Source organism: Marinimicrobium agarilyticum DSM 16975, assembly GCF_000423345.1.
GTDB classification, from domain to species: domain Bacteria; phylum Pseudomonadota; class Gammaproteobacteria; order Pseudomonadales; family Cellvibrionaceae; genus Marinimicrobium; species Marinimicrobium agarilyticum.
In genome coordinates, this window is record NZ_KE384008.1 from 60,403 (window position 1) to 84,940 (window position 24,538).

Genomic DNA, 24,538 nt, shown 5'->3' on the forward strand with positions numbered 1-24,538 from the left:
GTAACGACCGGCGTTGCCGCATCGGCGTTAAAAAGTCTGTTGAATGTTGTGCGGCCTCCTCCCATGTCTGGCACATCACTCTGGTGTTGAGTCGTTGGTCAGACAGGAGAGGGAAAACCGCACTATAGTTCTATAGTGACCTAAAATGCAATTAAATTGTTATTTGTGATTTTTTTTGACATCAAGGCGTGAAGCGCTTTTCGTCAGAAGCGATTGCCCTGAACGTTGTGGCACGACGTGGAATCGGTTACATTTCCCCTTCAATTCGTAAAAGGCGCTCGGTGTTATGCGTAATGTTTGGTTGTTGTCCGCGTTGGTGTTGTTGGCGGCTTGTGCCCTGGAATCTCCTGGCGAGCTTGCGGGGGAGAAGGGTGTTGAGGATCTGGAGCCCGCGTCCGCGCGGCTGATTGGGCGGTTCGATGTGCGTGAATCGGGCAGTGCCGCCTTCACCTGGCCCGGTTCAGCCATGGCGTTCCGGTTTTCGGGCACGGCCGCGTCTCTCAAAATTCAGAGTGCCGGTCGGGTCCGCTTTCAGGTGACCGTGGATGGCGGTGAGGGCGCTGATCTTTGGGTCAGCGAAGGCTTGCATCGCTACGAGCTTGTCTCCGGATTGTCAGCGGGTGAACATACGATAAGGATCACTCGCCTCGGTGAGTCGTTTGAAGGCACAACCGTGTTTGCGTCGGCGCCCGAGGTGGAGGGTCGTTTGCTCTCGCCACCGACGGCACCGCAGCGGCAGCTCCTTTTCCTGGGAGATTCAATCACCGCGGGTTACGGGGTGGAAGGGGAGACCGCGCAATGCCCTTACGCTCAGGAAACCAGTAACCCGCTGCTGACCTATGCCTCGGTGGCGGCAGACGCGCTGGACGCCGAAGCGCATCTCATCGCCTGGTCCGGCATCGGTGTCTGGCGCAGTTATGGGGAAGACGTGAGTGAGCAGCCCACGTTGATCGAACGGCGTCGCCGGACGCTGGCGCTGGAGCCCCAACCACAGTGGGATGTTCAGCGATATCGACCGGATGCCGTGATGATCGCCATCGGCACCAACGACTTTTGGACCGGGTCGGCTCCGGGGTACCACAACGCCATGCAGTCGCTGCTCGCCCAGCTGCGAACCGATTACCCGCGAGTGCCTTTCTACCTGATCGCAAGCCCGATGCTGAGCGCAGAGGCGCGTGAGTCCCAAGTGGCGGTGTTGCAGTCACTGGCGAACGACAACAACATTCACTTTCTGGATCTCGGGAAAATCGAGCCGGAAGAGGGCTATGGTTGCGACTATCATCCCAACGTGATGACGCAGGCACGCTTGGGGCATAATCTTGAGAAAGTGTTAGCGCGGGATTTGGGGTGGGGTGGCTAGAGGAGAGATCCGGATGGCCGCGCCCGTCGTATTCATCTGATCATGATGATTCTTTTGGAGTGTTGCCATGCCCCCGAGTGCCGATTCGGTAGACCGCTTGCCCTGCCGCGGTTGCCTGCCCACCTGTAAGAATTACCCGGTTTGCGACGGAAAGCCCTGGCGGGCACTGGACGCAGCGGTGGCGGGAGAGGCGCCCGCAGAGCGGGGTACCTCCAACCGCGAAACCGGACGACGGGTTTAGAACTGGTAGCGGACCCGACCGACAACGTTGCGTGCTTCGCCCGGGAAACAGTCGCCCCGTGAAAGACAGGTTGCCTGGAACGCCTTGTCCGCGACGTTCCGTGCGTTCAACGTGAAATCCCACTGGCCGGCCTGGTAGCCGATCATCAGGTCTCCCAGTGTGTACGACGGGGTCCGGATCTCATCTTGACCGCCCCAGCTTTCACCCATGTAGCGAAGGCCACCCCCGACTTTGAAGCCCTGGAAGCCTGCGGGTCGCCAGGTGACCCATGTAGACGCCTGATTCTCCGGCACACTGGCCAGGTGGTAGCCCTCGGCGGACTCGGTGTCCAGGTGGCTGGCGTTGAACTCCAGATCGAGATCTCCCAGCGTGACCAATGCCTCCAGCTCCACGCCTTCCACCGACGCTTCACCCCGCTGTTGCTGGTAGTCCCCGGCAAGTGATGTCGGGTCGCTCAGATTGCTCTGGGTAATGTCGAAGTAGGCCAGGGTGACCATCGCCGGTATATCGTAGGATTGGTACTTCACACCCACTTCCACCTGCTCGCCTTCCTGGGGGTCGAGGGTGTTGCCTCGACCGTCGTCACCAATCACCGGCTCGAAGGACTCCGCATAACTCGCGTAGGGCGCGAGCCCGTTATCGAATTGATAGAGCACGCCCAGTGCGCTGCTGACAGCGTCGTCCTGCTGACGGGCGGTGCCGGTATTGGTCTCGGTGTCATCGACCCGAAGGCCAGCGGTTACGCGCCAATTTCCGATGCTGATCTGGTCGTTGACGTAGAGCCCCAGATCTTCCGTAGTGGTGTCCGGGCTGGTGCTGTACAAGCTGTTGAGGTAATCGGCGGGCGGCACATTGCCGTATACCGGATTGAACACGTTGAGCCAGTAAGCATCGCCAAAGTTGTTATCAGGGCCGCGGCTCTCGGAATCGTAACCCAGCGCGAACGCATAGTAGCCGGCGTCCCCCAGCGTGACGTCCTGATATTGAGCACCGACAAGAACCTCGTGGTACAGCGCTCCGGTCGAAAATTGGGCGCGCAAACGTGTGTCGATCGCCAGTTGCTCTGAGCTGGCGTCGTTGCGATAAAAAGTTCTCGGTACCAGGCCATCGTTATAGAGGCTGCCATCGTCGTTATAGACATAGCGATCCCCTCCGATGAACGAGGTCCAGGCCTGTTGGTAGTCGGCCTGGGCGTCGCTGTAGCGCGAAGTGACTTCCAGGCTCCAGATGCTGTTGAAGTGGTGGTTCGCCAGGAAGGTGACCGACGTGGTTTCGGTGTTGTAGCGATTGTATCCCGGCTCGCCGGTATAGGTGCTGTTTTCGATCTCCTCGCCATTGGGCGCGGGGTAAAGGGTACCGTAGAGGGGCAGAAACTGGGCGCCGGTATCGCTTTCGGTTTCGGTGTGATTGACCAGCAGAGTCAGGTCGGTATCGGTGTCGGGTCGCCAGGTGATGGAAGGGGCTATGACGGTGGTGTTGTCTTCCACGAAATCCACCTGGGTGTCCGAGTCCCGATGCACGCCGACCACGCGGTAGAGCCATTCGTCACTGTCGCCGATCCGACCAGTACTGTCGAACGCCAACTGCTTGCGGTCGAAGTTACCCAATTCCGCGACGATTTCATGAGCCGAGTCCGCCTTGGGCAGCTTGGAGACGATATTGACAATACCACCGGGTGAGCCCTGCCCGTAGAGGACCGAGGCGGGGCCTTTGAGGATTTCCACCTGCTCGAGCGTGTATACATCCGGTCGGGTATTGTTGTAGTTGCCGAAAAGGGACTGAAGGCTGTCCTGGTACAGCGGGACATTCAGCCCTCGGACTTTGAGCCAATCCCCCCGTGTCGCGTAGCCGAAGGTTTTGCCTGTAACCCCCGAGGAGTAAGTAAAGGTGTCGTCCAGAGCCAGCGCCCCTTTCTCAATGATATCGAGCTCGCTCTCGATGGAGACTGAGCGGGCGGTCTCCATGATGGGGGTATCGGACTTTAGGGCCGAGTAGCGGGAAAGCTGACCGGTAATGTGCAGTTCCTCAATCGCTGGTGCCGACGACTCCTGGGCGAAGGCTCCGGGGGCGGCTGAGAGGGCGCTGATGGCGAAGGCAAGCAGAGAAGGGTGGGTCTTTGGCACAGAGTGACTCCTGAAGACTAATGAAATAACAGGCGCAAATGATATGTATTATCATTACCGGAGTCAACTTCTTTGACGCTCCAATCATCCAGACTGAATCCTGGGCAGAAATCTTTCCGGCGCTGGAGAGACTCAGAGCGGCACCTGGCGAGGGGCTTACCGAAGGCGGGCGCCGCCCTTCATAGACTATTCTCTGGGGTGGCGTTTGACGATTTGCACCTCTGCCCCGGAAGGCAGGCGGATTCGGATCACCTCAACGCCCGCATCGCGCTGAAGCGCTTCCGGCACGGCGGGGTCGGCGATATCGGGTGGGCCTTTCTTCTTGCGCGCCCGCCAGGCGCGCCACCATTTTATCGGTTGCACGAGACAACTCTCCGTGTAAAAGGCGGAGAATGAAGCGCGGCTTAGGAAGGCTCGGGAAGTGTTGAAGGCAGAAGCACAGACCGCGATTCATTCGCGGCCTGGTTAAAAAGTTCAGTAATGAGCAGACAGCGAACAGTGGCGACGGGTCGGTTGGTAAACCGACATCGTAACCGTCAGGCGATTGTGCCGTTGCGTAAAGCTGCTGATGCTGATCATGAAATCTTTTGTGTTTGTTTGACTATAAGGAGTCAGAATACGCGAGCCATGTTTCACTCGCAAGTCATAACGAGGTAGAAATCCGTTATGATAAGTGTAAATTTGAATCAATACCTATTTAACTATTCCAAATTAGAATTTATAGCGGCGAACTTGCTGCCTCATCTTATGTCTTCTACGGTGACAGGATACATTATTGGCATGACGCACGAGTGATTGCACCAACGCAAAGAGTACGAGGTGGAACTATGCAAAAAGTAAGATTGGGTCTGTTGAGCGGCCTGGCCGCGGCCCTGCTCGCCGGCTGTAGCACCACCGGAGGCGATGTGCCCCGGTTCCAGGAGGTCCTGAAAGATACGACCGATCAAGACGGGCGGGCTTGTGTTCAAGAGAAAGATATTCGCGGCTATGGGGTGCTTGATCACGATGTGGTCTCGATAGACGGTCGTCGTAACTACTATCTGGCCACCCTGCTGCCCGGCTGTCATGACGTGGGGACTTCGCCGAGGGCTGCGTTTGAAGAGCGGTTTACCGAAGTCTGTGGTGGTGGTATGCACAAGATGTACACCAGCGGCGATCATTGCACCATTCGCCACCTCTTTGAGTTTGAAAATCGAGAGGCCGCGTTTGAGGCTCATGAGAAAGCGGTTGAGGCATACAATAAAGCCAGGGAGAGCGCCTCGGAGTAACCTGGTGCGCCCTCCGGAACCGCAGGTGGTAGGAAAACTCTGCTAAGCTGGGAACGGTCACTGAAGTCTGGACTAAGAGGATGCCATGTCCTGTATACCGTTCCGTTGTCGCCCGCCCATGGCGATGAGGCTTGTCGCCGGCCTGATAGCCTTTATCTCTGTACCGGCCTCTGCCGTTTCATTTCTCTCTTTTGACGCTCGCTCCCTCTCTATGGGAGGGACGGGTGTTGTGACGGCTCGCTCTCATAATGCCAGTCTGTTCAACCCCGCGCTACTGATCAACCACGACCCTAAACGGCTGTCGAAGCTGCATGCACACAGCTATGTCGGCGCTCGCCTTCTGGATCGTGACGATTTTCTGAACTCCGCCGAAGACTTCTCGGAACGTTATGATGACGCCGCCCTGGATACGTTGGTCGACGTCGAGCTGAACTGGGAGGGGAGCGAGTCAGAGGTAGCGACCGAGTTGCGCCAGACCAACGGAAGGATCCGCCAGGCCCAGGTCGATATCAACCACCTCTCCGATAAGCCCTTGCGAGCAAGTGCCTCCTATGGCGTGTCGTTTGGTTACCCTGCAGGACGGTGGGCCATCGGTGGGTACCATCGTCAGTACCTCGTGCTGGGAAGCGTGGTTCACGTCTCTGAGCAGGACAACGCCAATATCCGTCGAGTGACCGACACCGTGGACAGTGTGGCTGATCTCTACGACGCGGCGGCTGATCTGCGCGAGCTGGAAGGGGTCATGGTCGATCCCGACAACCTGAGCCTGGACGACGTCCTCGGCAAGGCGAGAAATTTTTGGTTGGCGGCCCTGGCGCTGGATGAGTATGTGGATTTTAAAGCCTTGTACGATGACGCCCGAGCGGAGCAGTTGGAAGGTCGAAATGTCGAAGACTACCTCCGTGAGCCCATTCCTGAAGAGTTTTTTTCAACGATTGAAACCCAGGGCGCCGACGTGACAGAACAGGCCATCAGTTTTGCCCGCAGTTACGGTCTCGCCCAACAGGACCGCGTCCACATTGGCCTCTCTCTCAAACAAGTGACATTTACCAGCATTCACTTTGAACAGCGTATCGATGACTTCGATTTCAGTGCGTATAACCAGGCCCCTTATCAACAACAATCCACCCGTTTTAATATGGATTTGGGAATGGTTCATGACTTATCCGGCCCCTGGCAATGGGGGCTGGTGGTTCGCAACCTGCTGGCTCACGATTACCACACGGTACGGGGCGATCGCATTGAGCAGCGTCCCATCGCGCGCATTGGATTGGGGTATCGCACTGAGCCTCTCAGAATCAGTATCGACATGGATCTCACACGCAATGAACCGCTGGGGTTTGACCCGGACAAGCAGTTTGTGGCCGTGGGCGCCGAATGGTTCTTGTGGCGAAACACCGCCTTGCGTGCGGGACTTCGCCACAACCTGATTGACGCGACAACACTGCCATCGGTCGGGCTGGGCTTTGGTGGGCGAACGGCACACCTGGACATCGGTGTGGCGAGAAGCGGGCGCGAAGATGAATGGGGTGTCGCCTTACAGGCGGGTTTGGCATTCTAAGTTGCATCGAAGAAAGCTTTTCCGTGATTTGAGAGAGATTTCCTGAAAGAGCGTGCGATTTTGCTAGGCTGTTACTGTTGCCGGAAAGAGGTTCGGTCAGTACCGGCGATCATCCAATAACCACGATCGTACAAGGAATTCTTTATGTCACTTTATCGTCCATTGGTCGGCGTGCTGTCGCTCGTCACCTCTTTTCTCTTCAGCTCAGTCGCGTTTGCGCAGACACCGATCACGCCGTTGTCGTCTGCCTCCTCAAGTAGCGATCACTCCGCCTCGGCAAGTAGCGAACCGCTTGCGTCCTCCAGCAGTCAGTATTGGTCGTCATCAAGCGTTTCGCAGTGGTCTTCTTCTTCCCCAGCACCGGATGACTCCTTCAACTGCAAGGTAAGCAGCGAGAGTGTCTGGAACAGCGGATTCGTCTATTCTTTTGAAGTGACTAACACCGGGAATCAACCGGTTGATGGTTGGGAAGTGGTGTTGGATCTGCCCGAGGGCTACACCATTCACAACGCCTGGGGAGTCACTATCAGTGGCAGTTCCCCCGACTATCGAGCGGCGTCCAAATCCTGGAATGGGTATATTGGGGATAACCCTGTCGGGTTTGGCATTCAAGGCACGCACACCGGGGGCGCTGGAGAGCAACCGCTCTGCTACGCGGAGGGGGACGGCGCCGTCGCTGACGTGCAGGCCACCATGCACGGGCAAACGGTCTTTGTGGACGCACTCGGTTTTATTCAGAGCCTTCCCCAGCCGGAACGCGTCACCATTGATTGGGGCGACGGCCATTCGGTGTATGGTGCTCATGAGGCTTGGCATACCTACTTTTTCCCCGGTCTCTATGAGGTCACCGTCCTGGTGGAAACTGAGTCGGGCGACGTCAAGCAGTCGTTTCAGGTGGAAGCCGGCGAGTGGAAGGCGGAAGGCAACCATGCGCCAGTCGCGGTATTATCGGCACACTATTCGTACGGAAACGTCGATGACGACGTTTCCCTGTCAGGGGATCTTGATGGTGACACGCTCACCTTTGAGCAGTACCCCGTCAATTCGTATTTTGCCAGTAGCGCCGCGAGCGCCAGTGCCTCTTCCACATCCTCGCTACCTCAGAGCAGCTCGAGCCAATCCTCCTCCTCTGTCGCTCTGCCATCGTTCAACGATGTGCTCACGGTGACCGATGGCGAACTGGGGGATACCACCTGGAATTACGGCCAAGCCATCGAGGGCTATGTTGATTTTTACGGGGATCCCCGCCCCCTGTTTCGCAAGCAGGGGCTGACACTCTACGTGGATGCCAGCGACTCGTTGAGAACCTCTTTCTTGCGCTGGCATTTTGGTGATGGCACCGAGTCTACCGAGACGGTGACCAGTCACACTTACGACGAGCCCGGGCTCTACGAAGTTCGCCTCACGGCCACGGGTAACTTTTTCAGTGGTGACATCACTGTGAATGTCCAGATGGGCGATGCGGAAAATACGGTGCCTTCCGCGGCGTTCGACTGCCGAAACACCGGCAGGACCTGGGTGTCTTGCACGCCGGAGCAGTTTTATGACGCCGATGGCGATGTCCTGAAGTATGAGTGGAGCCTGGGTGACGGCACCGAGCAGGTTCGAATTTCCACGACCGCAGAGGTTCGCTATCAGTACGAGACCCCCGGAAGCTACGAGGTGACTCTGCGCGTTAGCGACGGTGAGGCCTCGGATGTGTCCTCTCAAACGGTGGAAGTGACGGGGGACTAATCCTGGGCCGACTGCTGTAGCGCCCATAACCGAGCGTAACGGCCCTGTTGTTGTAAAAGCTGGTGGTGGCTGCCTTGCTCCACCAGCTTGCCGTCATCCAGCACCAGAATCTGGTCCGCATCGACAATCGTGGATAAACGATGGGCGATCACCAGGCTGGTATGCCCGGCGGAGACCTCCCTTATCGCGCTCAGAATCGCGGCCTCTGCTCGGGAGTCCAGTGCCGAGGTGGCTTCATCGAAAATCAGGATGGGCGCGCCCTTTAAAAGCACCCGGGCAATGGCAATTCGCTGCTTCTCTCCGCCAGAGACTTTGAGGCCTCGCTCTCCGACCAGGGTCTTGTCGCCATTGGGCAGGCTGGCAATAAAATCGTCCAGGTGCGCCATGCGAATGGCCCGGTCGATGGCCTCCTCCGGAGCGGTGGGATTGCCGTAGGCAATGTTTTCCCGAATGCTGGTGTTGAACAACACGGTATCCTGGGGAACGACCGCGATCGCTTTTCTGAGGCTATCGAGCGTTACGGACCGAATATCCTGACCATCTATTTCGATCCTGCCCTCGTCAATGTCGTAGAAACGATAGAGCAGCCGCGCGATGGTGCTTTTCCCGGCGCCGGAGGCCCCGACAATCGCGACCCTATGCCCGGCGGCCACCCGGAACGAGAGGTCTTTTAGAATCGGTCGGTCTTTGTGGTAACCAAAGTGCACATGGCGGAAGTGGACTTCCCCGTTTTCGATCACCAGCGGGCTGGCGTTTTCCCGGTCGGTGATGCGCGGCGCCCGTTGTAACAACCCGAGCATGTTTTCCAGATCCGCCAGCGCCCGGCGCATCTCCCGGTAGACAAACCCAAGGAAATTGAGTGGGATGAACAGCTGAATCATGTAAGCGTTCACCATCGCCAGATCCCCCAGCGTCATCTCCTTGTCGATCACTGACTGTGTGGCCATAAACATCATGCCGGTAATGGCGAGGGCGATAATCAGGGCCTGCCCCGAGTTCAACGCCAGTAAGGACAATCGGTTTTTAAGCTTGGCACTCTCCCACTGGGCCAGGAACGAATCGTAGGTGTTGGCCTCGAAACGTTCGTTGTTGAAGTACTTGACGGTTTCGTAGTTGAGCAGACTGTCCACCGCGCGGGTATTGGTGGAGGAGTCCGCCTGGTTGGCTTCCCGGACGAAGCGGGTCCTCCATTCGGTAGTGAGCACGGTAAAGCCGATATAAATGGATACCGCTACCAGAATGATCAGGGCGTACCAGGGCGAAAACGCCAAGGTAAAAATGACCGCGACCATGATGATTTCAAACAGCGTCGGCACGATGTTGAACATCAGAAACCGCATCAGAAAGCTGATGGCGGTCGTTCCCCGTTCGATATCCCGGCTTATCCCGCCGGTCTGCCGGCTCAGGTGAAAGTTGAGCTCAAGCTGATGCAGGTGCTCGAACACTCGCAGGCCGATTCGGCGCATGGCCCGCTCGGTCACCCGGCTGAAAAGCGCATCCCGAAGTTCGCCGAAGAAAACGCTGCCGAAACGCAGAAAGCCGTAAAACAGCAGAAAGGCGACCGGCAGCACAATTTCTGGCTGCAGGCTCCGGTCGACCCCATCGATAATATGTTTGAGTGCCCAGGGCATCGTCAAGGAGGCCCCTTTGGCCGCAAGAAGTGCCAGTAGAGCGATGATGACGCGCGCTTTGTACGCCCATAGGTAGGGCCAGATATAGCCCCAGACCTGCGGTAGATTCAGTCGCGGTACCGACGGGTCCGGCTCGGGCGGGTTTTGGGCGTAGCCGCGCATGGCGCTCCTCATGTATTTCTGGGGTCAGCAATTGGGCAGGCAGTATACAGGCTGGGCCCGGAGCCTGTGTGCTAGGCTGTAATAGAGTGTCATTTCGGCCGCTGGAGACGCCATGATTATTGCCAGTTTTCTGTTCTTTCTGTTGGTATTTGTCGTGATCGGGGCCTTGTCGGTCCTGGCCAGCAAGCGCACGACCACGGACTATCTGACCGCAGGGCAGAGCATCAAGCCCTGGCTGGTGGCCCTCTCGGCCGTGGCGACCAATAACAGTGGTTATATGTTTACCGGCATGATCGGCTTTACCTATATGAACGGCCTGTCCTCCATTTGGCTCATGATCGGTTGGATTCTCGGTGACTATGTCGGCTCCCTACTATTGTGGCGCTCTATTCGCGAGACCACGGAGCGCCAGGAGCTCGATTCGTTCAGTGGGCTGGTGACGCGTTGGTGGGGGCAAGACTACCGAACGCTGCGCCGCATCGCCGGGCTGTTGATCCTTATGTTCCTCGGCACCTACGCAGGGGCACAACTGAATGCGGGCAGCAAGGCGTTGCACGTTTTGCTGGACTGGAATTTGACCACCGGGGCCTGGTTGGGCGCCGTCATGGTGTTGATTTACAGCTTTGCGGGTGGCATCCGCGCCTCCATCTGGACCGATGCGGCGCAGTCCATGGTGATGGTGGTCGCCATGCCCATGCTGATGTGGATGGCGATGCAGAGTGTCGGCGGCTGGAACCAGATGGTCAATGACCTGTATCAGGTGGAATCCGGTTTTATGAACTGGTTTCCCCCGGGCAGCACGATCTGGTCGGCCTGTTTGTTTGTAGTGGGGTGGTTGTTTGCCGGCTTCGGTGTGGTGGGTCAGCCTCATGTCATGGTGCGCTATATGAGCCTGACCGACGGCAAGCTGATGAACCAGGTTCGCGCCTACTATTACGGCTGGTTTACCTTTTTCTATGGCGCTACGATTATTGTTGGTCTCCTGGCACGGCTCATCATCACCAATGCCGAGCAGTTTGACAGCGAGCTGGCGCTGCCCACCATGGCGGTGGAACTGATGCCTCCTATCCTTGCCGGCCTGGTTCTCGCCGGACTGTTTGCGGCCACCATGTCGACGGCAGACTCTCTGGTTCTAAGTTGCTCGGCGGCGGTCTCGCGGGACATTCGTCCCGGTCGGCCCCTGACGTTTATTCAGACCAAAGTGGCGACCATGGCGGTCATCGGGATCGCCCTGGTATTGGCTATATACGGCAATGACAGTGTGTTTGAGCTGGTGATTCTGGCCTGGGGCCTGCTGGCTTCAGCGTTTGCCCCCTTGTTGCTGATTTACCGTTTCCACCGGCTGCCCTCGGAGGCGCAATGCATCACTGTGATGCTTGCCGGCGTTATCGCCTATCTGATATCGCACTACACGGTGATTACCGATTATGTGTACGAATTGATGCCCTCAATGATGGTGGCCTTTGCGGTTTACGGGTTGCTGCATCTGAAATCTCCGGTTCCAGTAGTGGGCCATCAGCGCGAAGAGAGCGTTGAAAGAGATACTCAAGCTTAGCGATTTGAGAGCCCGCGCTGGGCGGCTAATGCAAGGTGATCAACGCCTGGGGCGTGGAGTCAAACAGATGGCTCAGATCGAGGACCGGATAGAGCCGGTCTTCGTAACTCAGTGCAGCGCAACTGAGGTGGGGCCATCGGCCACTCAGGCTATCCACCGGACGCGCCTGCTCGGCGGTAACCTGAAGCAGTTCCGGTTTTCCCGCCAGGGGCAGGGCGCCCAGTTGCAATGTCTCGTTCGCGCCCGAACGATACGCCACAATGGCGACCAGCGGGGCCTGGGGGCAGGTGAGGGGGCGGGACGTCAGCAATTGCGACAATTGCAGCAGCGGAATCAGTTGTTCGCGCCAGACAAACGCCTGTGAGCTGTAGGCGGGCAGGCCAGGTACGGTGACGACCTCAGTGACCTGCTCCAGGTATTTGACCTCCCCTTGGGCGAGCACGATCTCAAGACCGTCCGAGAGCGTCAGACGCCAGGCGCTGAGGGATGGGTTCGGGTCCTGTTGCACCGCTTCCATAAAAGGTCAGCCTCCCAGTGACGACTGTTGTGAGTGAATGTTTCGGCGTAGCGCCTCGGGTAGTTGCCGTAACAACAGCTCGGTGTTGACCTTGGCGGCGACTCGGCCGTCGATGACGGCGACTTGCTCAAAGGCGTGATGCCGGCCCCTCATGCATTGGGGCAGCGTATAGAAGCGGGGAGTCCGCTCCAGCCGCATCAATCGATGGCAGGCCAGAGCCAGTGCCCCACCGGGGCTCTGTACGATCAGGGCGGAACGGCAGGCACCTTCCTCGGGCAGACACAGTCGAAGCTTCCGGTTCCAGTAGACGGCGGCGTAAGCCTGGTCGTGGAGTCGCACCTGCCCACAGGCGGGAAGCGCCGCTTCGGTAGCGGTGAGCTCGCTCAGGTGCACCGCTTCTCGTCTGGGTAGCAGCCATAGCAGCTCCACGGCATCGACTAACAGCCATTCCTCCCGAGGCTGGTCGGAGCGGGGCGAGAGAGTCAGTCCGGGATCGGAAGTGTCGTTCATCAGTGCAGACTCGATTCAATGCTGTTGAGCAGTTCCACTTCGGAGAACGGCTTGTTCAGGTAGCGATCCACTCCCGCCGTGCGGGCCAGCTCCCGGTGTTTTTCGGTGTTGCGCGATGTGATCATGATAACGGGGATGTCTCTCAGCGCCTCTTGGGCGCGCAGGTGAGCGGTGAATTCCAGACCGTTCATTCGGGGCATTTCCATGTCCACCAGTACCAGAGACGGCGTTCGCTCCTGTAAACGATCAATGGCTTCAAAACCGTCTTTAGCGGTGACCACATCGAGACCCAACTCGGTGACGAACTCCACTAATGAGCGACGGGTACTGAGGGAGTCATCGACAATCAAAGCCAGGGGGCGGGCCTTGGACAGAGTGGGTAAGGGCGACTCCGAGTGGTGACGTATGGCCTTTGAGGCGGTTTCCACGAGGGCTATGGCATCCAGCACCGGGGCGACCTGACCGTCACCGAGAACCGTTGCTCCGAGCACGCCGGGCAGTTCCGGACAGAAGGCGGGCAGAGGTTTGACGACCATTTCCCGACTGGCCAGAATGCGGTCGATCAACAACCCCTGGATCTCCCCTTGCCCGGATTGCAGCATGAGAACCGCTTGAGCCTGCCGGGTATCGGCGCTCTCGGTGCCGGGAAGGCGGGCCACTTGGGACAGGTGCCAGACTCTGAATACCTGCTCGCCGTAACGATAAAAAAGCGCGTCACCGTCGTTACTCAACTGCTCGGGTTCCATGAACACCACTTGCTGGACGCCGCGACTGCTGAGCGAGAGGGTGTTGGAACCAGCCTGCACGAGCAATTGATGTTCGGCAATGAGGCGGTTGGGAATGACCAACCGCCACAGGGTGCCGAGACCGGGTTCACTCTGCACGCTGATCTGCCCCTGAAGCGCTTTGAGCTGATCGGTTACCGCGTCCAGGCCAACGCCGCGTCCGGAGGTTTGACTGACGGTCTCTCGAGTTGAAAACCCCGGGAGAAAAATGAGGGACTCCAGCCATTGGGCGTCAGCATTTTCCGGTGGCGTCAGCTCCAGAGCTTCGGCCCGCTCGAGAATTCGTTCGTGGTTGAGGCCCCCGCCGTCATCGCTTAACTCAATCAGGGTGGACTGCGTTTCTGAGCGGAAGCGCAAGTGCAGTTGACCCGCCTCGGGTTTATTTTGGGCCGCACGCTCGTCGGCGCTTTCAATGCCGTGGTCCACGGCATTGCGCAGCAAGTGCATGAGCGGGTCTGCCAATTGCTGCAGGGCGTTTCGGTCCAGCGGGGCTTGCGCGCCTTCAATGTGAAGCTCCACCTGCTTTCCCGTGAGCCGACAGGCCTGACGAACGCAACGTTGAAGGCGCGACTCCAATTGACGTGCCGGAACGCTCAGCATGTCGAGCAGTTGCTGCTGCGCGTCGTTCTGGTGGCGTTGCTGGGTCTGAAGTAGATCGTTCAGGGTACTCAGCTCACTTTTGGTCCCCAGGATAAGGTCATTGGCATCGGCGGCGTATTCCTGCAACTGATGATAGAAACTGTGCAACTCGTTGTATCGATCGAGCTCAAGCGGATCCAGTGACTGGTCCTTCTCAAGCGCGTGGTTGGCGAACAGGTTCCTCAGTTCGATCACCTGGCCCAACTCCTCGGTTAACCGATTCAGCTTTTGCTGCAACTGCTGCAGTTGCAGGACGCCGCTTCGGGCACGGTGAGTTTGGGTGGTAAGGCGGTGGTTGCCGATACTGGCTTCCCCCGAAAGCGTCAGCAACGCATTGATTCCGCTTTCGGCGACGCGGATCTGTGTCGGCTCCACAGCGCGCTCGGGCTCGACGGATGCCGAACCTTCATCGGTGGCTGGCGCTGCGGTCGATGGCTCTTTGGGTGGATCCCCCAGGTCTCCGGCTGCCAATTGATGGTAGCGGTCGAACAAGTGTTGCAAAGCCTGCAGAGCCTCGTCGCCAGGCTCGGTCGCGTCCAGTAAGTGATCGAGCAGGCTCGCGGCGGTATCGACCATTTCCATCAGAAAATCGTCGATGCCCTCCGGCACCGTGGGTGCCATCCGCTCCAGCAAGTCCAGGAAGTCTTCACTGTAGTGCATCCAGTTCGCCAGGCCCGTCACGCCGACCACGTTGGCCGAGCCCTTGACCGTATGGGTGATTCGCTGGGCCCGCTGCAGGGCCTCGGGTGCGCGTGTCTGAATAAACCGCGAGAGTGTGTCGGAGAACTGCTCCATCTGTCCGGGCAGCTCCAACATCAACCCCTCGAATAATCTTGGGTTGATGTCCTCGCCGAGCTTCAGTGTCAGCATCTGAGCGTTCGCCTGGCGCGGCGGACCCGACGGGGCGCTCACCTCCTCCGGCGTTTCCCACTCAGGCTGTGTCAACGCGCCTTGCAGGCGATCCCCGTCGGGGCAGGGGAGCGGCCAGGCAGGGTCGGACAGGAACTGCAACAGGCTTTCGATGGACTCCGGGTCGTCCTGCTCGCCCGACTGCAACTGTTGTACATACGCCAGCAAATACATGGGCGAGCTGGCAGCCAACATCAGAACCGCTTCGCTGGCGGAGTGGGGGGACACCGCTTGCACATTCTCTCGCAGGTGACAACACACTTCGGACAGACCGCCCAGGCCAATCAGCTCGGCGGCATTTTCCAGATTTTCAAGATCGGAGCTCCGTCGCTCTAACCAACTGCCCAGGGCCTCAGCCGACTCTGGCGCGGGCTCCTCCAGGGAGGTATCCAACTGCTCCTGAAGCTCGACGATCAGCAGCGAGAGCATGTCCTGCTGCTCTCGATTCAGGGCCGGCACGGTCGACTCACTCATCATGGTCAGGCGCTCTGGCTGGAATGAGCCGACAAGTCCTGATTGACGGCGTGCTGTTTCAGGCTGTTCACCGCTTGCTGGGCTTCCGCCTGAAATTCCGGCAGATGAAAGACGCTGACCCGCTCGACCAGGGTGCGTGCACAGGCCTTCAACTCGTTGACCTGAACGGCCTGCTGTTCCAGCTCCCGGTGGGTGCTCCGGGTGGATTCGGTGATACTCTGCGCGCGGTCGCGAACACGACTGGCGTTGCTGGCCTGCGCCACCGAGTTGGTGGCAATGGATTTGACGTGATCTACCAGTTGGCGGGTGGCCTTTTCCGTGTGCTGCATGCGTTGCCCGGAGTCCTCGGCCAGGCGCGTGCCTTCGGCCACCTGGGTGATCAGGGTGTTCATAATATTCACCGTATCGGAGGTTTCCACCCGAATGTTATTTACCATGGCGGAAATGTCCGAGGTGGCTTCGCGCGCGTTTTCTGCCAGGCGCTGCACTTCCTCGGCGACCACGGCGAACCCCTTGCCTGCTTCACCGGCGGAGGCCGCGTGCATGCTGGCATTCAGTGCGAGAATGTGGGTGCGTTCGGCGATGGTGTTGATCAGGTTGACGATGCCGGTAATTTCCTGGGAACGGTCCCCCAAGCGTTTGATACGTTTTTCCGTTTCCCCCAGTGTCGAACGAATGGCGCGAATGCCCGTAACGGTTTCGCCCACAGCGGACTGCGCTTCGTGTGTGTGCTCAATCGCGGTACGGGCCACCTGGTTGGTTGTGCGCGCCTCCATCGCGACCTGATTCATGGCCTTGGCCAGGCTCTCCAGTGCCTTGTTTGCCTCGGCCACTTGTTCGCGTTCCTGTTCTGCCATTTGGGAGACCGAGCCGGACTGCTCAAGCAACTGATCGGAAATGCGGTTGACCTGGGCCGAAATCTGGGTCACTTGGTGAAGCGTGCGCGCCGTCTCTGAGGTGAGCAGGTTGACGGCATCGGATACGGTGCCGGTCACATCCGCCGAGACCGGAACCTTGATCGTCAGATCTTTCTGGGCAATCATCCCGAGGGATTTGATCAGGGTAATGATGGAATCGTTCAGCTGCTCGTTTTCTTTCGCCTGACTTTCCAGTACCTGAATCCGCTCATCCAGCAGGCGGTTGAAGGCCCGACCCAGCGTACCCAGTTCGTCCTGGCTGTTCAGTTGCACCCGGGCCTGGTTTTCGCCCCGATTCTGCCGGGCAATGACACCCTGAATATGCCACAGCGGCAAGACGATGCTGCGATAAATAAAGTACATCGCCACGGTGGTACCGATGGCAGTGATCAGCAACAGGGCGGCAAACAGCGTTTGGGCGATAGTGCGTTCCTGCGCGGCAATGTCCAGGCGCTGTTGGGCATTGTTATCTGCCCAGGCTGAATAGGCCTCAAACGCCTCACGCCCGCCGAGGGAAATCGCTGAGGTGGCGTCGGTTGAGAACGGATCCTGTGGTTCCCACTGTTCCAGAAGCTCTCCGGTCTGGGTTTTCAGCTGGTTGTGTTGTTCCGTGAGGGTGTTGAGCAACGGTCGGTTGACAAACCTGGGGTCGCGCTCGCCCAATTGGTTGATCAGGGTGGCGGCGTTTTCCAACAACACCTCGCGGCGCTCAAGCGCCGCCGGGTCCCCGGTAGTGAACCAGCGGTCAATCGCGCTCAGGCGCTGCGCAAAATTGGCATCAAGCTGTTCCAGTTGGCTTTGGGTGGAGGCACGTTGCTGTTGAATATCCTCGCTGCGTATTTCGGTCGCGATCTGGGCATAGTAGGCCACGCCCATCATCACGAAACCCACAACCAAACCAATCATCAGGCTGCTGATCTTGTGCGATATTTTTAGGCCAGTGAGTGCTTTCATAGGTGCTCCGGTATTGAGGGTCTGGGGCCTGCCGTATGCGTGCGACGTTCAGTCGACGCCAAATCACGCAACGCTGAGCCAAGGTGTTCGACGGCCAGTTGAATCAGATATCGTTCGCCGTCGCGAGCGACGCCACTAATGAGGGCTGAGACCACATCGGTCTTTTCATCGAACGGTGACTCGTCCGTGACGTTTGATGGCGTCAGCCATTGCCGTTCCGGGAGCGCATCGACGAGCAGCCCGACCATGGCGCCATCGAGGTGAAAAACCAGTGTTTTGCTTCGTATCGGCAAGGCCTGTCCCAATCTGGCGTGGAGTTGATAGATCGGTGTCAGTTCGCCCCGAATCTGCGCCAGACCGACCAGCAGCTCGTCGCTGCCCGGTATGGGAGCGATGCTGAGCCCGGAAAACGCTTCGGCCCGTTGCTCGGCGGGGAAGACCCAGTGAAACTCGCCGGTCGAGAAACGATAGAAAGCGGTGCCGACTGCCTCCGTCTTTGGCCGGACGCTCTCGGGCAGGCCCGCTTCCGGAGGAAGATCCGAAAAGCGGGTCAGTGCTTTGATAAGCTGATTCTGGGCTTCAGTTGTCGAAATGGTCATAAAGATCGAGCGCTACAAAGAGGATAGCGCACTGAGTATCTGTTCCTGAGTATAGGGTTTGGAGATCATGGCCCGTCCCCCTTGCAGCTCCCCCCACACCCGGTCGGCCTTCTGGTTTTTACTGGTCACGAACACAATCGGGATTTTGTTCAACTCCTGATCCTGGTGGATGGTCCGGCAGGCCTCAAAGCCGTCCACGTCTTCCATTACAACATCCATCAAAATGACATCGGGGCGACTTTGTTTGGCCATACTGTAGGCTTCTCGTCCACTGGTGGCGGTAATGGCGTGGTAGCCGGCGGTGGTGACGATGTCTTTCAGATGCTGAAGGTCGATTGGGGAGTCGTCGACAATCATGACTTTGCTCGCGCTCATTGTTCACTCCTGTTAGTACTGCTCTTTTACTCGGGTTGTTGGGCGGTTATTCCCGGAAATGCTGCTCGGTCACCGAGCAGAATTCGTTGTGGTTGATGGGTTTGGTCAGGTAGGTGTCACAGCCGGAAAGCTTCCCTTTGATGCGATCAAAGTGGGAAGACTTGCTGGTGAGCATGACCACGGGGGTTTTCCGATTCAGCTCGGTGCGCCGAATACTCTTGCAAACGCTATAGCCATCCAGCCCGGGCATGATGACGTCGAGGAAAATAATATCGTAGTGCGCCTTTTTGACGGCAGCCAGGGCCGCCTCGCCATCGGCGACAACGGTCAGATCGCACCCCATGCGTTCAAATTCAATTTCCAGTTGACGGCGCACGGCCAGGCTGTCATCCGCTACCAGTGCTTTTCGAAGCGTTCCCGGTGTGGGCGACGGGTTTCTTGACGGTGCGCCGCTGCCGGATACAGGGAGAGAAACCACTTCACCGGATGCGTTGGCGCTGCCACCAATCTCAAACTCGGGAATAAAATTGAGGTGGTCGACGGTATAGCGGTCCAGAATCTGAACCACCCGAGTCGGGTTGATGGGCCAGGAAAGCGTGAGAGACGAGTTGGTATTGATGTTCTTCTCACGGGTAATGCGCAGTACGGGCCTTTTTCGTTTTTCTGGTATTTTTGACGCCAACCGACTCCAGAATAAAATCGCTTCCGGGTTGTTGATGTTGAGTATAATTATGTCACTCCGGTTCAATGCCTGAGCGGCAACGTCAAGGCTCAGGTGGGTGGCGACCGGTATCAACTGGTAGCGTCGGGCTCGATACCGGGTAATGCCCAGAAGTCGGCTGAAAGTGATCTGGTCTTTCTGTTCGGCACCGATAAGAGCAACATGAAAAACGCGGAAATCATGGGTTTTTGTGGCTGTCCGCTGTGTCATTATGAGTCCGTTTTTTGTCAGTAGCGAGGTTGTACCGCTCAGTTTTGTTGCTGATTGTATACACTCTTTTCCAGTTCTCAATAAAATTCAAGAAATATTTATCGTTCTTTCGAATCTGTATAGACATCACAAAAAACTCAAAAAAATATTCTGTCGAAATGAACGACGAGACCAATTTTTCGTGGCGCTTATTATTGAGTTGTTGGCGCGATCGACTTCTTTTTATCGAGAAATTTCACATGATTCATCCTCTAATAGCGAACATTTCAGTTTTCTGATTTTTTACTTCAAAATGTACTAGCGCTGCTGTCTTGATTGCTTGTTTGGGGTTCACTAGTCTTTCGGGGTAAATTTACTTTGACGGGTGATTGGGTATGGAAATGGAAGCGAGCTATAACTGGTTCTTGGTGGCGCTGTCTTTTTTGATTTCGGTGTTCGGCGCTTTTACCGGCTTGCAGATGACCAACGGCATGAAAGCCTCAGGGAAAGCCTTTTCGTGGGGCTGGGTTATCGCCGCTGCCTTCGCGCTGGGAGGAGGCGCCATCTGGACCATGCACTTCATCGGTATGCTCGCCTATCAAATGCCCATGGATATGGGGTATGACCCCTGGCTGACTTTCCTCTCTCTGATTATTGCTGTACTGGCTGTCGGGTTGGGTGTGGCAACTGCCGTCTCGGGTCATCTGACGTGGCCGCGTCTGATCGGGGCCGGCGTGCTGACCGGCCTCGGTGTGGCGAGCATGCACTATGTGGGCATGGCGGCGATGGTGATGCCGGGCGAGATGCGATACGACCAGGCGTTGGTGGCCCTCTCCATCGGCATTGCCCTCGTGGCGGCGACGGCAGCCTTGTGGCTGGCGGTGAACTTGAAAGGAACGGCGCAGATGTTATTGAGTGCCGTGGTGATGGCGGTTGCTGTTTGCGGTATGCACTATACCGGGATGGCGGCCATGACCATGGAACGCTCTGCCAATGCCGCGACAAATCTCGTGTTGGGGCAGGGGATGGCGCCAATGACCATGGGGCTTCTGGTGTTCTGTACCAGCATGGTTCTACTCGTGCTGTGTCTTATTGCTTCTCTCAGTCAGCTCAACCAGAAAATGCAGGAAGAGTTGGGAGTTCTTGAGACCAACGTGACCGCCCATTCCAACTAACACTGAAACGGAGTTCACATTATGAGAGTGCTTTTGCTCGCTTCGGCTTACAATGGCCTGTGCCAACGGGTTGATCGGGAGCTGTTAAGTATCGGTCATGAGGTGTTCATTGAGTTGTGTGCCGACCAGCCGGTCATCGAGGCAACGGTCAGTCGTGTCGCGCCCGACCTCATCCTTTGTCCCTTCTTGAAGCATCGCGTGCCGGAAACGGTGTGGCAGCACTTTCCCTGCCTGATTGTTCACCCGGGCATTGAAGGTGACCGGGGGCCTTCATCGTTGGATTGGGCCATCAGTGAATCCAGCGCGAGCTGGGGGGTGACCCTGCTGCAGGCCGACCAGGAAATGGATGCGGGGGATATTTGGGGGACGGAGGAGTTTCCCTGTCGCTCGGCCAGCAAAGGCAGCCTTTATCGGCGCGAAGTGGTTCAGTCAGCGACATTTTTGATAAAGCAGGCGCTGGCGGATTTTCGCCGTGATGGGTTTGAGCCCCGGCCATTGGACTACGCCAACCCGGACGTTCGCGGACGCGCTCGGCCCCTGATGAAGCAGTCTGTCAGGGCCATTGATTGGCGCACGGACTCCACGGCGACTGTCATCCAGAAAATTCACGCCGGTGACGGTTTTCCCGGCGTTAAGGATTGCCTGAACGGGGTTGATTTTTATCTTTACGGTGCTCGCAAAGGCAAGATTTATCCCACGGCCGAGCCCGGTCAGTTGCTCGGTCATTGCGAGGATGCCATCTGTCGCGCGACAGTGGACGGCAGTGTGTGGATTCGCCAACTCAAGCTCGTGCCGGTTTCGGGTGAAATCACCATAAAGCTGCCGGCGATGCGGGCGCTTTATCACAGCGCGCTGAGGGAGAGGGTTGGCCACCTGCCCGCACTCAATGATGACAAGGCCTGTGACATACAGGTGGAACGGGAAGGGGCCGTCGCGTATGTATATTTTGATTTCTACAACGGCGCCATGAATACTGAACAGTGTCGGGCGCTGTTGGCACACCTGCGAATTCTGCGATCGGATCTCTCTGTGGGTGTTGTGGTACTGATGGGCGGTGAGGATTTCTGGAGCAACGGTATTCACCTGAACTGTATCGAAATGTCGGAGGATCCAGCGGCGGAGTCCTGGCGCAACATCAACGCCATGGACGATATCGTCGAGTGTATTCTTACCAACACCGCCCAGCTGACGGTCGCCGCATTGCGTTGCAATGCCGGCGCAGGTGGGGCCGTGCTCGCTCAAGCCTGCGATTATGTGGTGGCCCGTTCGGGGGTGGTGCTCAACACGCACTACAAGACCATGGGACTGTACGGTTCCGAGTACTGGACGTACGTCTTGCCTCGCCGAGTGGGCGCGACCTTTGCCCAGCAGCTCATCAATGGCTGTGAACCGCTCTTGGTGGATGAAGCTCTGGATAGAGGAATGGTTGATGAACTCTTGCCGGAAGCCTGGAGTTTGTACCACCGGGAGTTGAATGATTATTGCCAGTCACTGGTGAGTGATCGTCAGGTGTGGGAGGCGACGTTGGAGCAAAAGCGCCTGTCTCGCGAGCGGGATGAGCAACGATGTCCGTTGGCGCATTATCGACGCGAAGAGCTCCGCCGGATGAAAGCCATATTCGATGATGCTGACAGTGACTACCACCGCTTGCGATACCGGTTCGTGTGTAAGCTCTCGTGTGGTAAAACGCCGGCGAGGTTACAGCGAGAGCCGGGTCAGTCAGTCGAGGCGGTGTCGGCCTGAAGGCTGCCATTGGTATTGGCCGCTGGTCAATTCCCGCACGCGACTCTCCAGTCGTTGCTGCTCGCCGAGGGGTACGGCGATATGAAGCCACACCTGTTGGCGGTAATCGACTCCGCACAAGGTAATCTCGTCCTGTTGTAACTGATGACGCAACCGTTCCTCGTGAGCGAAGTCCACCGCTACCGAAATTGGGGTGGTCGGGGTTACCTCCCGCCATTGGGCGTTATCCAACGCCCGGGAGACGGCACCACCATAAGCGCGAACCAGCCCGCCCGCGCCAAGCTTCACCCCACCGAAAATACGTACGATTACCGCAAGGCAGTCGCTCGCACCGCGCTGGGTCAGTACATTCAACATGGGTTTGCCCGCCGTGCCAGAGGGCTCGCCGTCATCGCTGAAGGCCTGATTCTGGGGCTGGTCCGCTGGCCCCAGAATATAGGCCCAACAATAGTGAGACGCGCCCGGTTGCTCCTGCCTTAAGGTCTCTACCTGGGCCAGGGCTTCTTCGCGGTTTCGTATTGGAAACAGATAAGTGTGGAAAAGGCTGCGCTTTTCTTCCAGCGTGTGCTGGCAGGGCTCCGCCAGTACACAGTAGGGTTTTTGAGGGGGTGGGGTGTCTGTCATGGCGCTATTTAACCATAAATGCCGTGAGGCTCAAGACACCGGCATTTGATGGGCGTGGCGCTGCGGCGCGTGTTAAAGCACAGACAGAGGCATACTCAAGGCGCGATGGCTGACCTTGCGGGCGTGAGGAACATCGGCTTCGGCGGTTTGCGTGGCGATTTCACGCTCATCCTGTTGTTCGTGCCAGGCGATGATGCTGTAGAAGTTTCGAATGTTGCGCACGTAGGTCACCGGCTCCCAACCGCGGGCGTAGCCATGCCGGGTGTATTTGTAATAGGAGCGTTTGGCCAATAGGGGCAGGTGCTCACGCACATCCACCCAGCGGTCCGGGTCGCCGCCCAGCGCCTGGGTAATCTTGCGGGCATCTTCCAGATGACCCATGCCGACGTTATAGGCCGCCAGGGCCAACCAGGTGCGGTCTTCGCCCTGGATGCGCTCTGGCAAGCGGTCGTAGAGATTACGGAAATATTTGGCACCGCCGTGAATGCTTTGGGCGGGGTCCACGCGATTGTTGATGCCCATGTCACTGGCGGCCGCCATGGTCAGCATCATCAGGCCACGCACGCCGGTGCGCGAGCGGGCATCCGGGTTCCAGTGGCTTTCCTGATAGCTGATGGCCGCCAGCAGGCGCCAGTCCAGCTCGAATTCTTGAGCGGCATCCTTAAGCAGGGTCTGCCACTGGGGCAGGCGGTTTTTCAGACGGTAGGAAAAGAGCAGGGCCCCGCCAGTGGTGACTTCGTCAATATGATCGTAGAAACGCTCGCTGATGGCGGCCAGGGTCCCGTCGGATTTGATCCTCTGCAGGAAGTCTTCGGCCGCACGGTACAGGCTCTCGTCCTGGCTTTGGGGGAACGCCCAGGCCAGTTCCTGGGGCGCACCCAGATCAAAGGCGACCCGCGCCCGGGGAAAGGTGTGGCGGTTGAGGCTGTAAGCGTTAGAGTCCACGATGGCGTAGTCCACTTCACCGCTGTGGACCTTTTCCAGAAGGTCGATCATCTCAATGGCACTTTCCTCGCGCCAGCTCAGGGCGGGGTAGTGTTGCTGCAGGTTCTTCAGGCGCTCGGCGTGGGACGAATTGGCGATGACCAGAATCTCTTTGCCCACCAGGTCCTGCACCGACGTCGGCTTTTTAGTCCGACTGTTGTACAGAACCTGCTGGCGGATGGTCATGTAAGGCGTGTTGAATCGCACCAGGCGACGCCGCCGCTCGGTGACACTCAGGCCAGCGGCGGCAAAATGGGTCTGCCCGCTTCGAACTTTGTGCAGCATGGTATTGAGGGCCTCTTCGTCCTCAATGACCAGTTCCACGCCGAGTTCGTTGGCAAACTGCTTCAACAGGAGGTACTCAAACCCTGTCTGGCCGTGGGGCCCTTCGTAATAGGTGGTGGGGCCGTTGCGGGAAATGACGCGCAGTTCACCCAATGCATGGACACGCTCCAGGGTGGTCGGCAGTTTGCTGCCAACCAACAGGGCGCTGGCGCTGACGATCATCAGGCCAAAGCAGGTGTGGGTGATCGCCCGGATAAGGCGAGCTTTTTTGCGGACTTCCATTTACGGTTTCTCCTCTCCGCTGTTACGGATGTGGCGCCAGATCCAATCTGACCCGTGCAAAATTTGCGCAATTCTATAGGTTGTCGCTGTGACGTGCTAGCTTGTTTTTTAACCTAAAATAGGTTAACGGAACCTGAATGAGTGATTAAATTTTAGTCGCTTTCGGCACTTGTGTCGACTTTAACGCCATTATTTCTCTTAATAGGGTCGGTTGAGTCGGT

20 protein-coding genes are annotated in these 24,538 nt (G+C 57.8%); 8 read left to right on the forward strand and 12 right to left on the reverse strand.

Translation table 11 applies throughout. The features are described 5' to 3' along the window. The first annotated feature begins 286 nt into the window (after positions 1-286). A complete protein-coding gene (locus tag G547_RS21890; RefSeq protein ID WP_036189200.1) occupies positions 287-1,360 on the forward strand; it encodes an SGNH/GDSL hydrolase family protein in 1,074 nt (357 codons plus the stop codon). Positions 1,361-1,427: 67 nt separating this feature from the next. Next, a complete protein-coding gene (locus tag G547_RS23510; RefSeq protein WP_157209917.1) occupies positions 1,428-1,601 on the forward strand; it encodes a hypothetical protein in 174 nt (57 codons plus the stop codon). Here the strand turns inward: G547_RS23510 and G547_RS0116160 are convergent. Then, positions 1,598-3,724: a TonB-dependent siderophore receptor gene (locus G547_RS0116160; protein WP_051235624.1), complete on the reverse strand. Its 2,127-nt coding sequence runs from the start codon at positions 3,722-3,724 to the stop codon at positions 1,598-1,600. The two genes, G547_RS23510 and G547_RS0116160, sit on opposite strands and share 4 nt — an antisense overlap. 186 nt (positions 3,725-3,910) lie before the next feature. Further along, positions 3,911-4,087 (reverse strand): hypothetical protein, encoded by a 177-nt coding sequence (locus tag G547_RS23515; protein WP_157209918.1) that lies wholly within the window; start codon positions 4,085-4,087, stop codon positions 3,911-3,913. Between the two features lie 464 nt (positions 4,088-4,551). Here G547_RS23515 and G547_RS0116170 point away from each other — a divergent pair, with 464 nt between their 5' ends. From G547_RS0116170 to G547_RS0116180, 3 genes are all read left to right on the forward strand, one after another. After that, the gene (locus G547_RS0116170) at positions 4,552-4,992 is read left to right on the forward strand and encodes a DUF6491 family protein (RefSeq protein ID WP_051235626.1); all 441 of its coding nucleotides are present in this window, start codon (positions 4,552-4,554) and stop codon (positions 4,990-4,992) included. Between the two features lie 229 nt (positions 4,993-5,221). Next, on the forward strand, positions 5,222-6,553 hold the full coding sequence (traF, locus tag G547_RS0116175; RefSeq protein WP_027330729.1) for a conjugal transfer protein TraF: 1,332 nt from the start codon (positions 5,222-5,224) through the stop codon (positions 6,551-6,553). Between the two features lie 144 nt (positions 6,554-6,697). Continuing rightward, positions 6,698-8,287 carry a PKD domain-containing protein gene (locus G547_RS0116180; RefSeq protein WP_084646125.1) on the forward strand — a complete coding sequence of 530 codons (1,590 nt, stop codon included), beginning with the start codon at positions 6,698-6,700 and terminating at the stop codon, positions 8,285-8,287. Here G547_RS0116180 and G547_RS0116185 read toward each other — a convergent pair. Continuing rightward, positions 8,284-10,080, reverse strand: a complete 1,797-nt coding sequence (locus G547_RS0116185; RefSeq protein WP_027330731.1) for an ABCB family ABC transporter ATP-binding protein/permease — start codon at positions 10,078-10,080, stop codon at positions 8,284-8,286. The genes G547_RS0116180 and G547_RS0116185 overlap by 4 nt on opposite strands. A gap of 112 nt (positions 10,081-10,192) precedes the next feature. Here G547_RS0116185 and G547_RS21895 point away from each other — a divergent pair, with 112 nt between their 5' ends. Continuing rightward, the gene (locus G547_RS21895; RefSeq protein WP_084646127.1) at positions 10,193-11,635 is read left to right on the forward strand and encodes a sodium/proline symporter; all 1,443 of its coding nucleotides are present in this window, start codon (positions 10,193-10,195) and stop codon (positions 11,633-11,635) included. Positions 11,636-11,660: 25 nt separating this feature from the next. Here G547_RS21895 and G547_RS0116195 read toward each other — a convergent pair whose 3' ends face one another. Genes G547_RS0116195 through G547_RS22840 form a run of 7 tightly spaced genes read right to left on the reverse strand, consistent with a single transcriptional unit; the run spans position 11,661 to position 19,245 of the window. Further along, the gene (locus G547_RS0116195) at positions 11,661-12,152 is read right to left on the reverse strand and encodes a chemotaxis protein CheW (RefSeq protein WP_027330732.1); all 492 of its coding nucleotides are present in this window, start codon (positions 12,150-12,152) and stop codon (positions 11,661-11,663) included. A gap of 6 nt (positions 12,153-12,158) precedes the next feature. Beyond that, positions 12,159-12,662, reverse strand: coding sequence for a hypothetical protein (locus G547_RS0116200; protein WP_027330733.1), 504 nt, complete (start codon positions 12,660-12,662; stop codon positions 12,159-12,161). Next, complete coding sequence (locus G547_RS0116205) at positions 12,662-15,472, reverse strand: hybrid sensor histidine kinase/response regulator (protein WP_027330734.1); 2,811 nt, start codon at positions 15,470-15,472, stop codon at positions 12,662-12,664. Before G547_RS0116205 ends, G547_RS0116200 begins: the two co-directional genes overlap by 1 nt. Before the next feature lie 2 nt (positions 15,473-15,474). After that, on the reverse strand, positions 15,475-17,340 hold the full coding sequence (locus G547_RS21900; protein ID WP_051235628.1) for a methyl-accepting chemotaxis protein: 1,866 nt from the start codon (positions 17,338-17,340) through the stop codon (positions 15,475-15,477). Then, positions 17,337-17,939 carry a chemotaxis protein CheW gene (locus tag G547_RS0116215; protein ID WP_027330735.1) on the reverse strand — a complete coding sequence of 201 codons (603 nt, stop codon included), beginning with the start codon at positions 17,937-17,939 and terminating at the stop codon, positions 17,337-17,339. The genes G547_RS21900 and G547_RS0116215 overlap by 4 nt, the downstream gene beginning before the upstream one ends. Positions 17,940-17,951: 12 nt before the next feature. After that, positions 17,952-18,314, reverse strand: coding sequence for a response regulator (locus tag G547_RS0116220; protein ID WP_027330736.1), 363 nt, complete (start codon positions 18,312-18,314; stop codon positions 17,952-17,954). A gap of 46 nt (positions 18,315-18,360) precedes the next feature. Continuing rightward, a complete protein-coding gene (locus G547_RS22840; RefSeq protein ID WP_051235629.1) occupies positions 18,361-19,245 on the reverse strand; it encodes a response regulator in 885 nt (294 codons plus the stop codon). A gap of 374 nt (positions 19,246-19,619) precedes the next feature. Between G547_RS22840 and G547_RS0116230 the strand changes: the two genes are divergently transcribed. Both G547_RS0116230 and G547_RS21910 read left to right on the forward strand, forming a co-directional pair. Then, on the forward strand, positions 19,620-20,399 hold the full coding sequence (locus G547_RS0116230) for an MHYT domain-containing protein (RefSeq protein WP_036189204.1): 780 nt from the start codon (positions 19,620-19,622) through the stop codon (positions 20,397-20,399). 21 nt (positions 20,400-20,420) lie between these two features. Then, complete coding sequence (locus G547_RS21910; RefSeq protein ID WP_051235631.1) at positions 20,421-22,142, forward strand: hydrogenase maturation protein; 1,722 nt, start codon at positions 20,421-20,423, stop codon at positions 22,140-22,142. Here the strand turns inward: G547_RS21910 and G547_RS0116240 are convergent. Both G547_RS0116240 and mltF read right to left on the reverse strand, forming a co-directional pair. Further along, positions 22,119-22,766 (reverse strand): IMPACT family protein, encoded by a 648-nt coding sequence (locus tag G547_RS0116240; RefSeq protein WP_027330738.1) that lies wholly within the window; start codon positions 22,764-22,766, stop codon positions 22,119-22,121. The two genes, G547_RS21910 and G547_RS0116240, sit on opposite strands and share 24 nt — an antisense overlap. 72 nt (positions 22,767-22,838) lie before the next feature. After that, positions 22,839-24,317 (reverse strand): membrane-bound lytic murein transglycosylase MltF, encoded by a 1,479-nt coding sequence (mltF, locus tag G547_RS21915; RefSeq protein ID WP_051235632.1) that lies wholly within the window; start codon positions 24,315-24,317, stop codon positions 22,839-22,841. Between the last annotated feature and the right edge of the window lie 221 nt (positions 24,318-24,538).

Coding starts and splice junctions, on each gene's coding strand:
- G547_RS0116195 (WP_027330732.1), bottom strand. CDS start 12,152: ATGGAAGCGGTGCAACAGGACCCGAACCCATCCCTCAGCGCCTGGCGT.
- G547_RS0116205 (WP_027330734.1), bottom strand. CDS start 15,472: ATGATGAGTGAGTCGACCGTGCCGGCCCTGAATCGAGAGCAGCAGGAC.
- mltF (WP_051235632.1), bottom strand. CDS start 24,317: ATGGAAGTCCGCAAAAAAGCTCGCCTTATCCGGGCGATCACCCACACC.
- G547_RS22840 (WP_051235629.1), bottom strand. CDS start 19,245: ATGACACAGCGGACAGCCACAAAAACCCATGATTTCCGCGTTTTTCAT.
- G547_RS0116230 (WP_036189204.1), top strand. CDS start 19,620: ATGGAAATGGAAGCGAGCTATAACTGGTTCTTGGTGGCGCTGTCTTTT.
- G547_RS0116220 (WP_027330736.1), bottom strand. CDS start 18,314: ATGAGCGCGAGCAAAGTCATGATTGTCGACGACTCCCCAATCGACCTT.
- G547_RS0116170 (WP_051235626.1), top strand. CDS start 4,552: ATGCAAAAAGTAAGATTGGGTCTGTTGAGCGGCCTGGCCGCGGCCCTG.
- G547_RS0116180 (WP_084646125.1), top strand. CDS start 6,698: ATGTCACTTTATCGTCCATTGGTCGGCGTGCTGTCGCTCGTCACCTCT.
- G547_RS0116200 (WP_027330733.1), bottom strand. CDS start 12,662: ATGAACGACACTTCCGATCCCGGACTGACTCTCTCGCCCCGCTCCGAC.
- G547_RS23510 (WP_157209917.1), top strand. CDS start 1,428: ATGCCCCCGAGTGCCGATTCGGTAGACCGCTTGCCCTGCCGCGGTTGC.
- G547_RS21895 (WP_084646127.1), top strand. CDS start 10,193: ATGATTATTGCCAGTTTTCTGTTCTTTCTGTTGGTATTTGTCGTGATC.
- G547_RS0116240 (WP_027330738.1), bottom strand. CDS start 22,766: ATGACAGACACCCCACCCCCTCAAAAACCCTACTGTGTACTGGCGGAG.
- G547_RS0116185 (WP_027330731.1), bottom strand. CDS start 10,080: ATGCGCGGCTACGCCCAAAACCCGCCCGAGCCGGACCCGTCGGTACCG.
- G547_RS21890 (WP_036189200.1), top strand. CDS start 287: ATGCGTAATGTTTGGTTGTTGTCCGCGTTGGTGTTGTTGGCGGCTTGT.
- G547_RS21910 (WP_051235631.1), top strand. CDS start 20,421: ATGAGAGTGCTTTTGCTCGCTTCGGCTTACAATGGCCTGTGCCAACGG.
- G547_RS0116215 (WP_027330735.1), bottom strand. CDS start 17,939: ATGACCATTTCGACAACTGAAGCCCAGAATCAGCTTATCAAAGCACTG.
- G547_RS21900 (WP_051235628.1), bottom strand. CDS start 17,340: ATGAAAGCACTCACTGGCCTAAAAATATCGCACAAGATCAGCAGCCTG.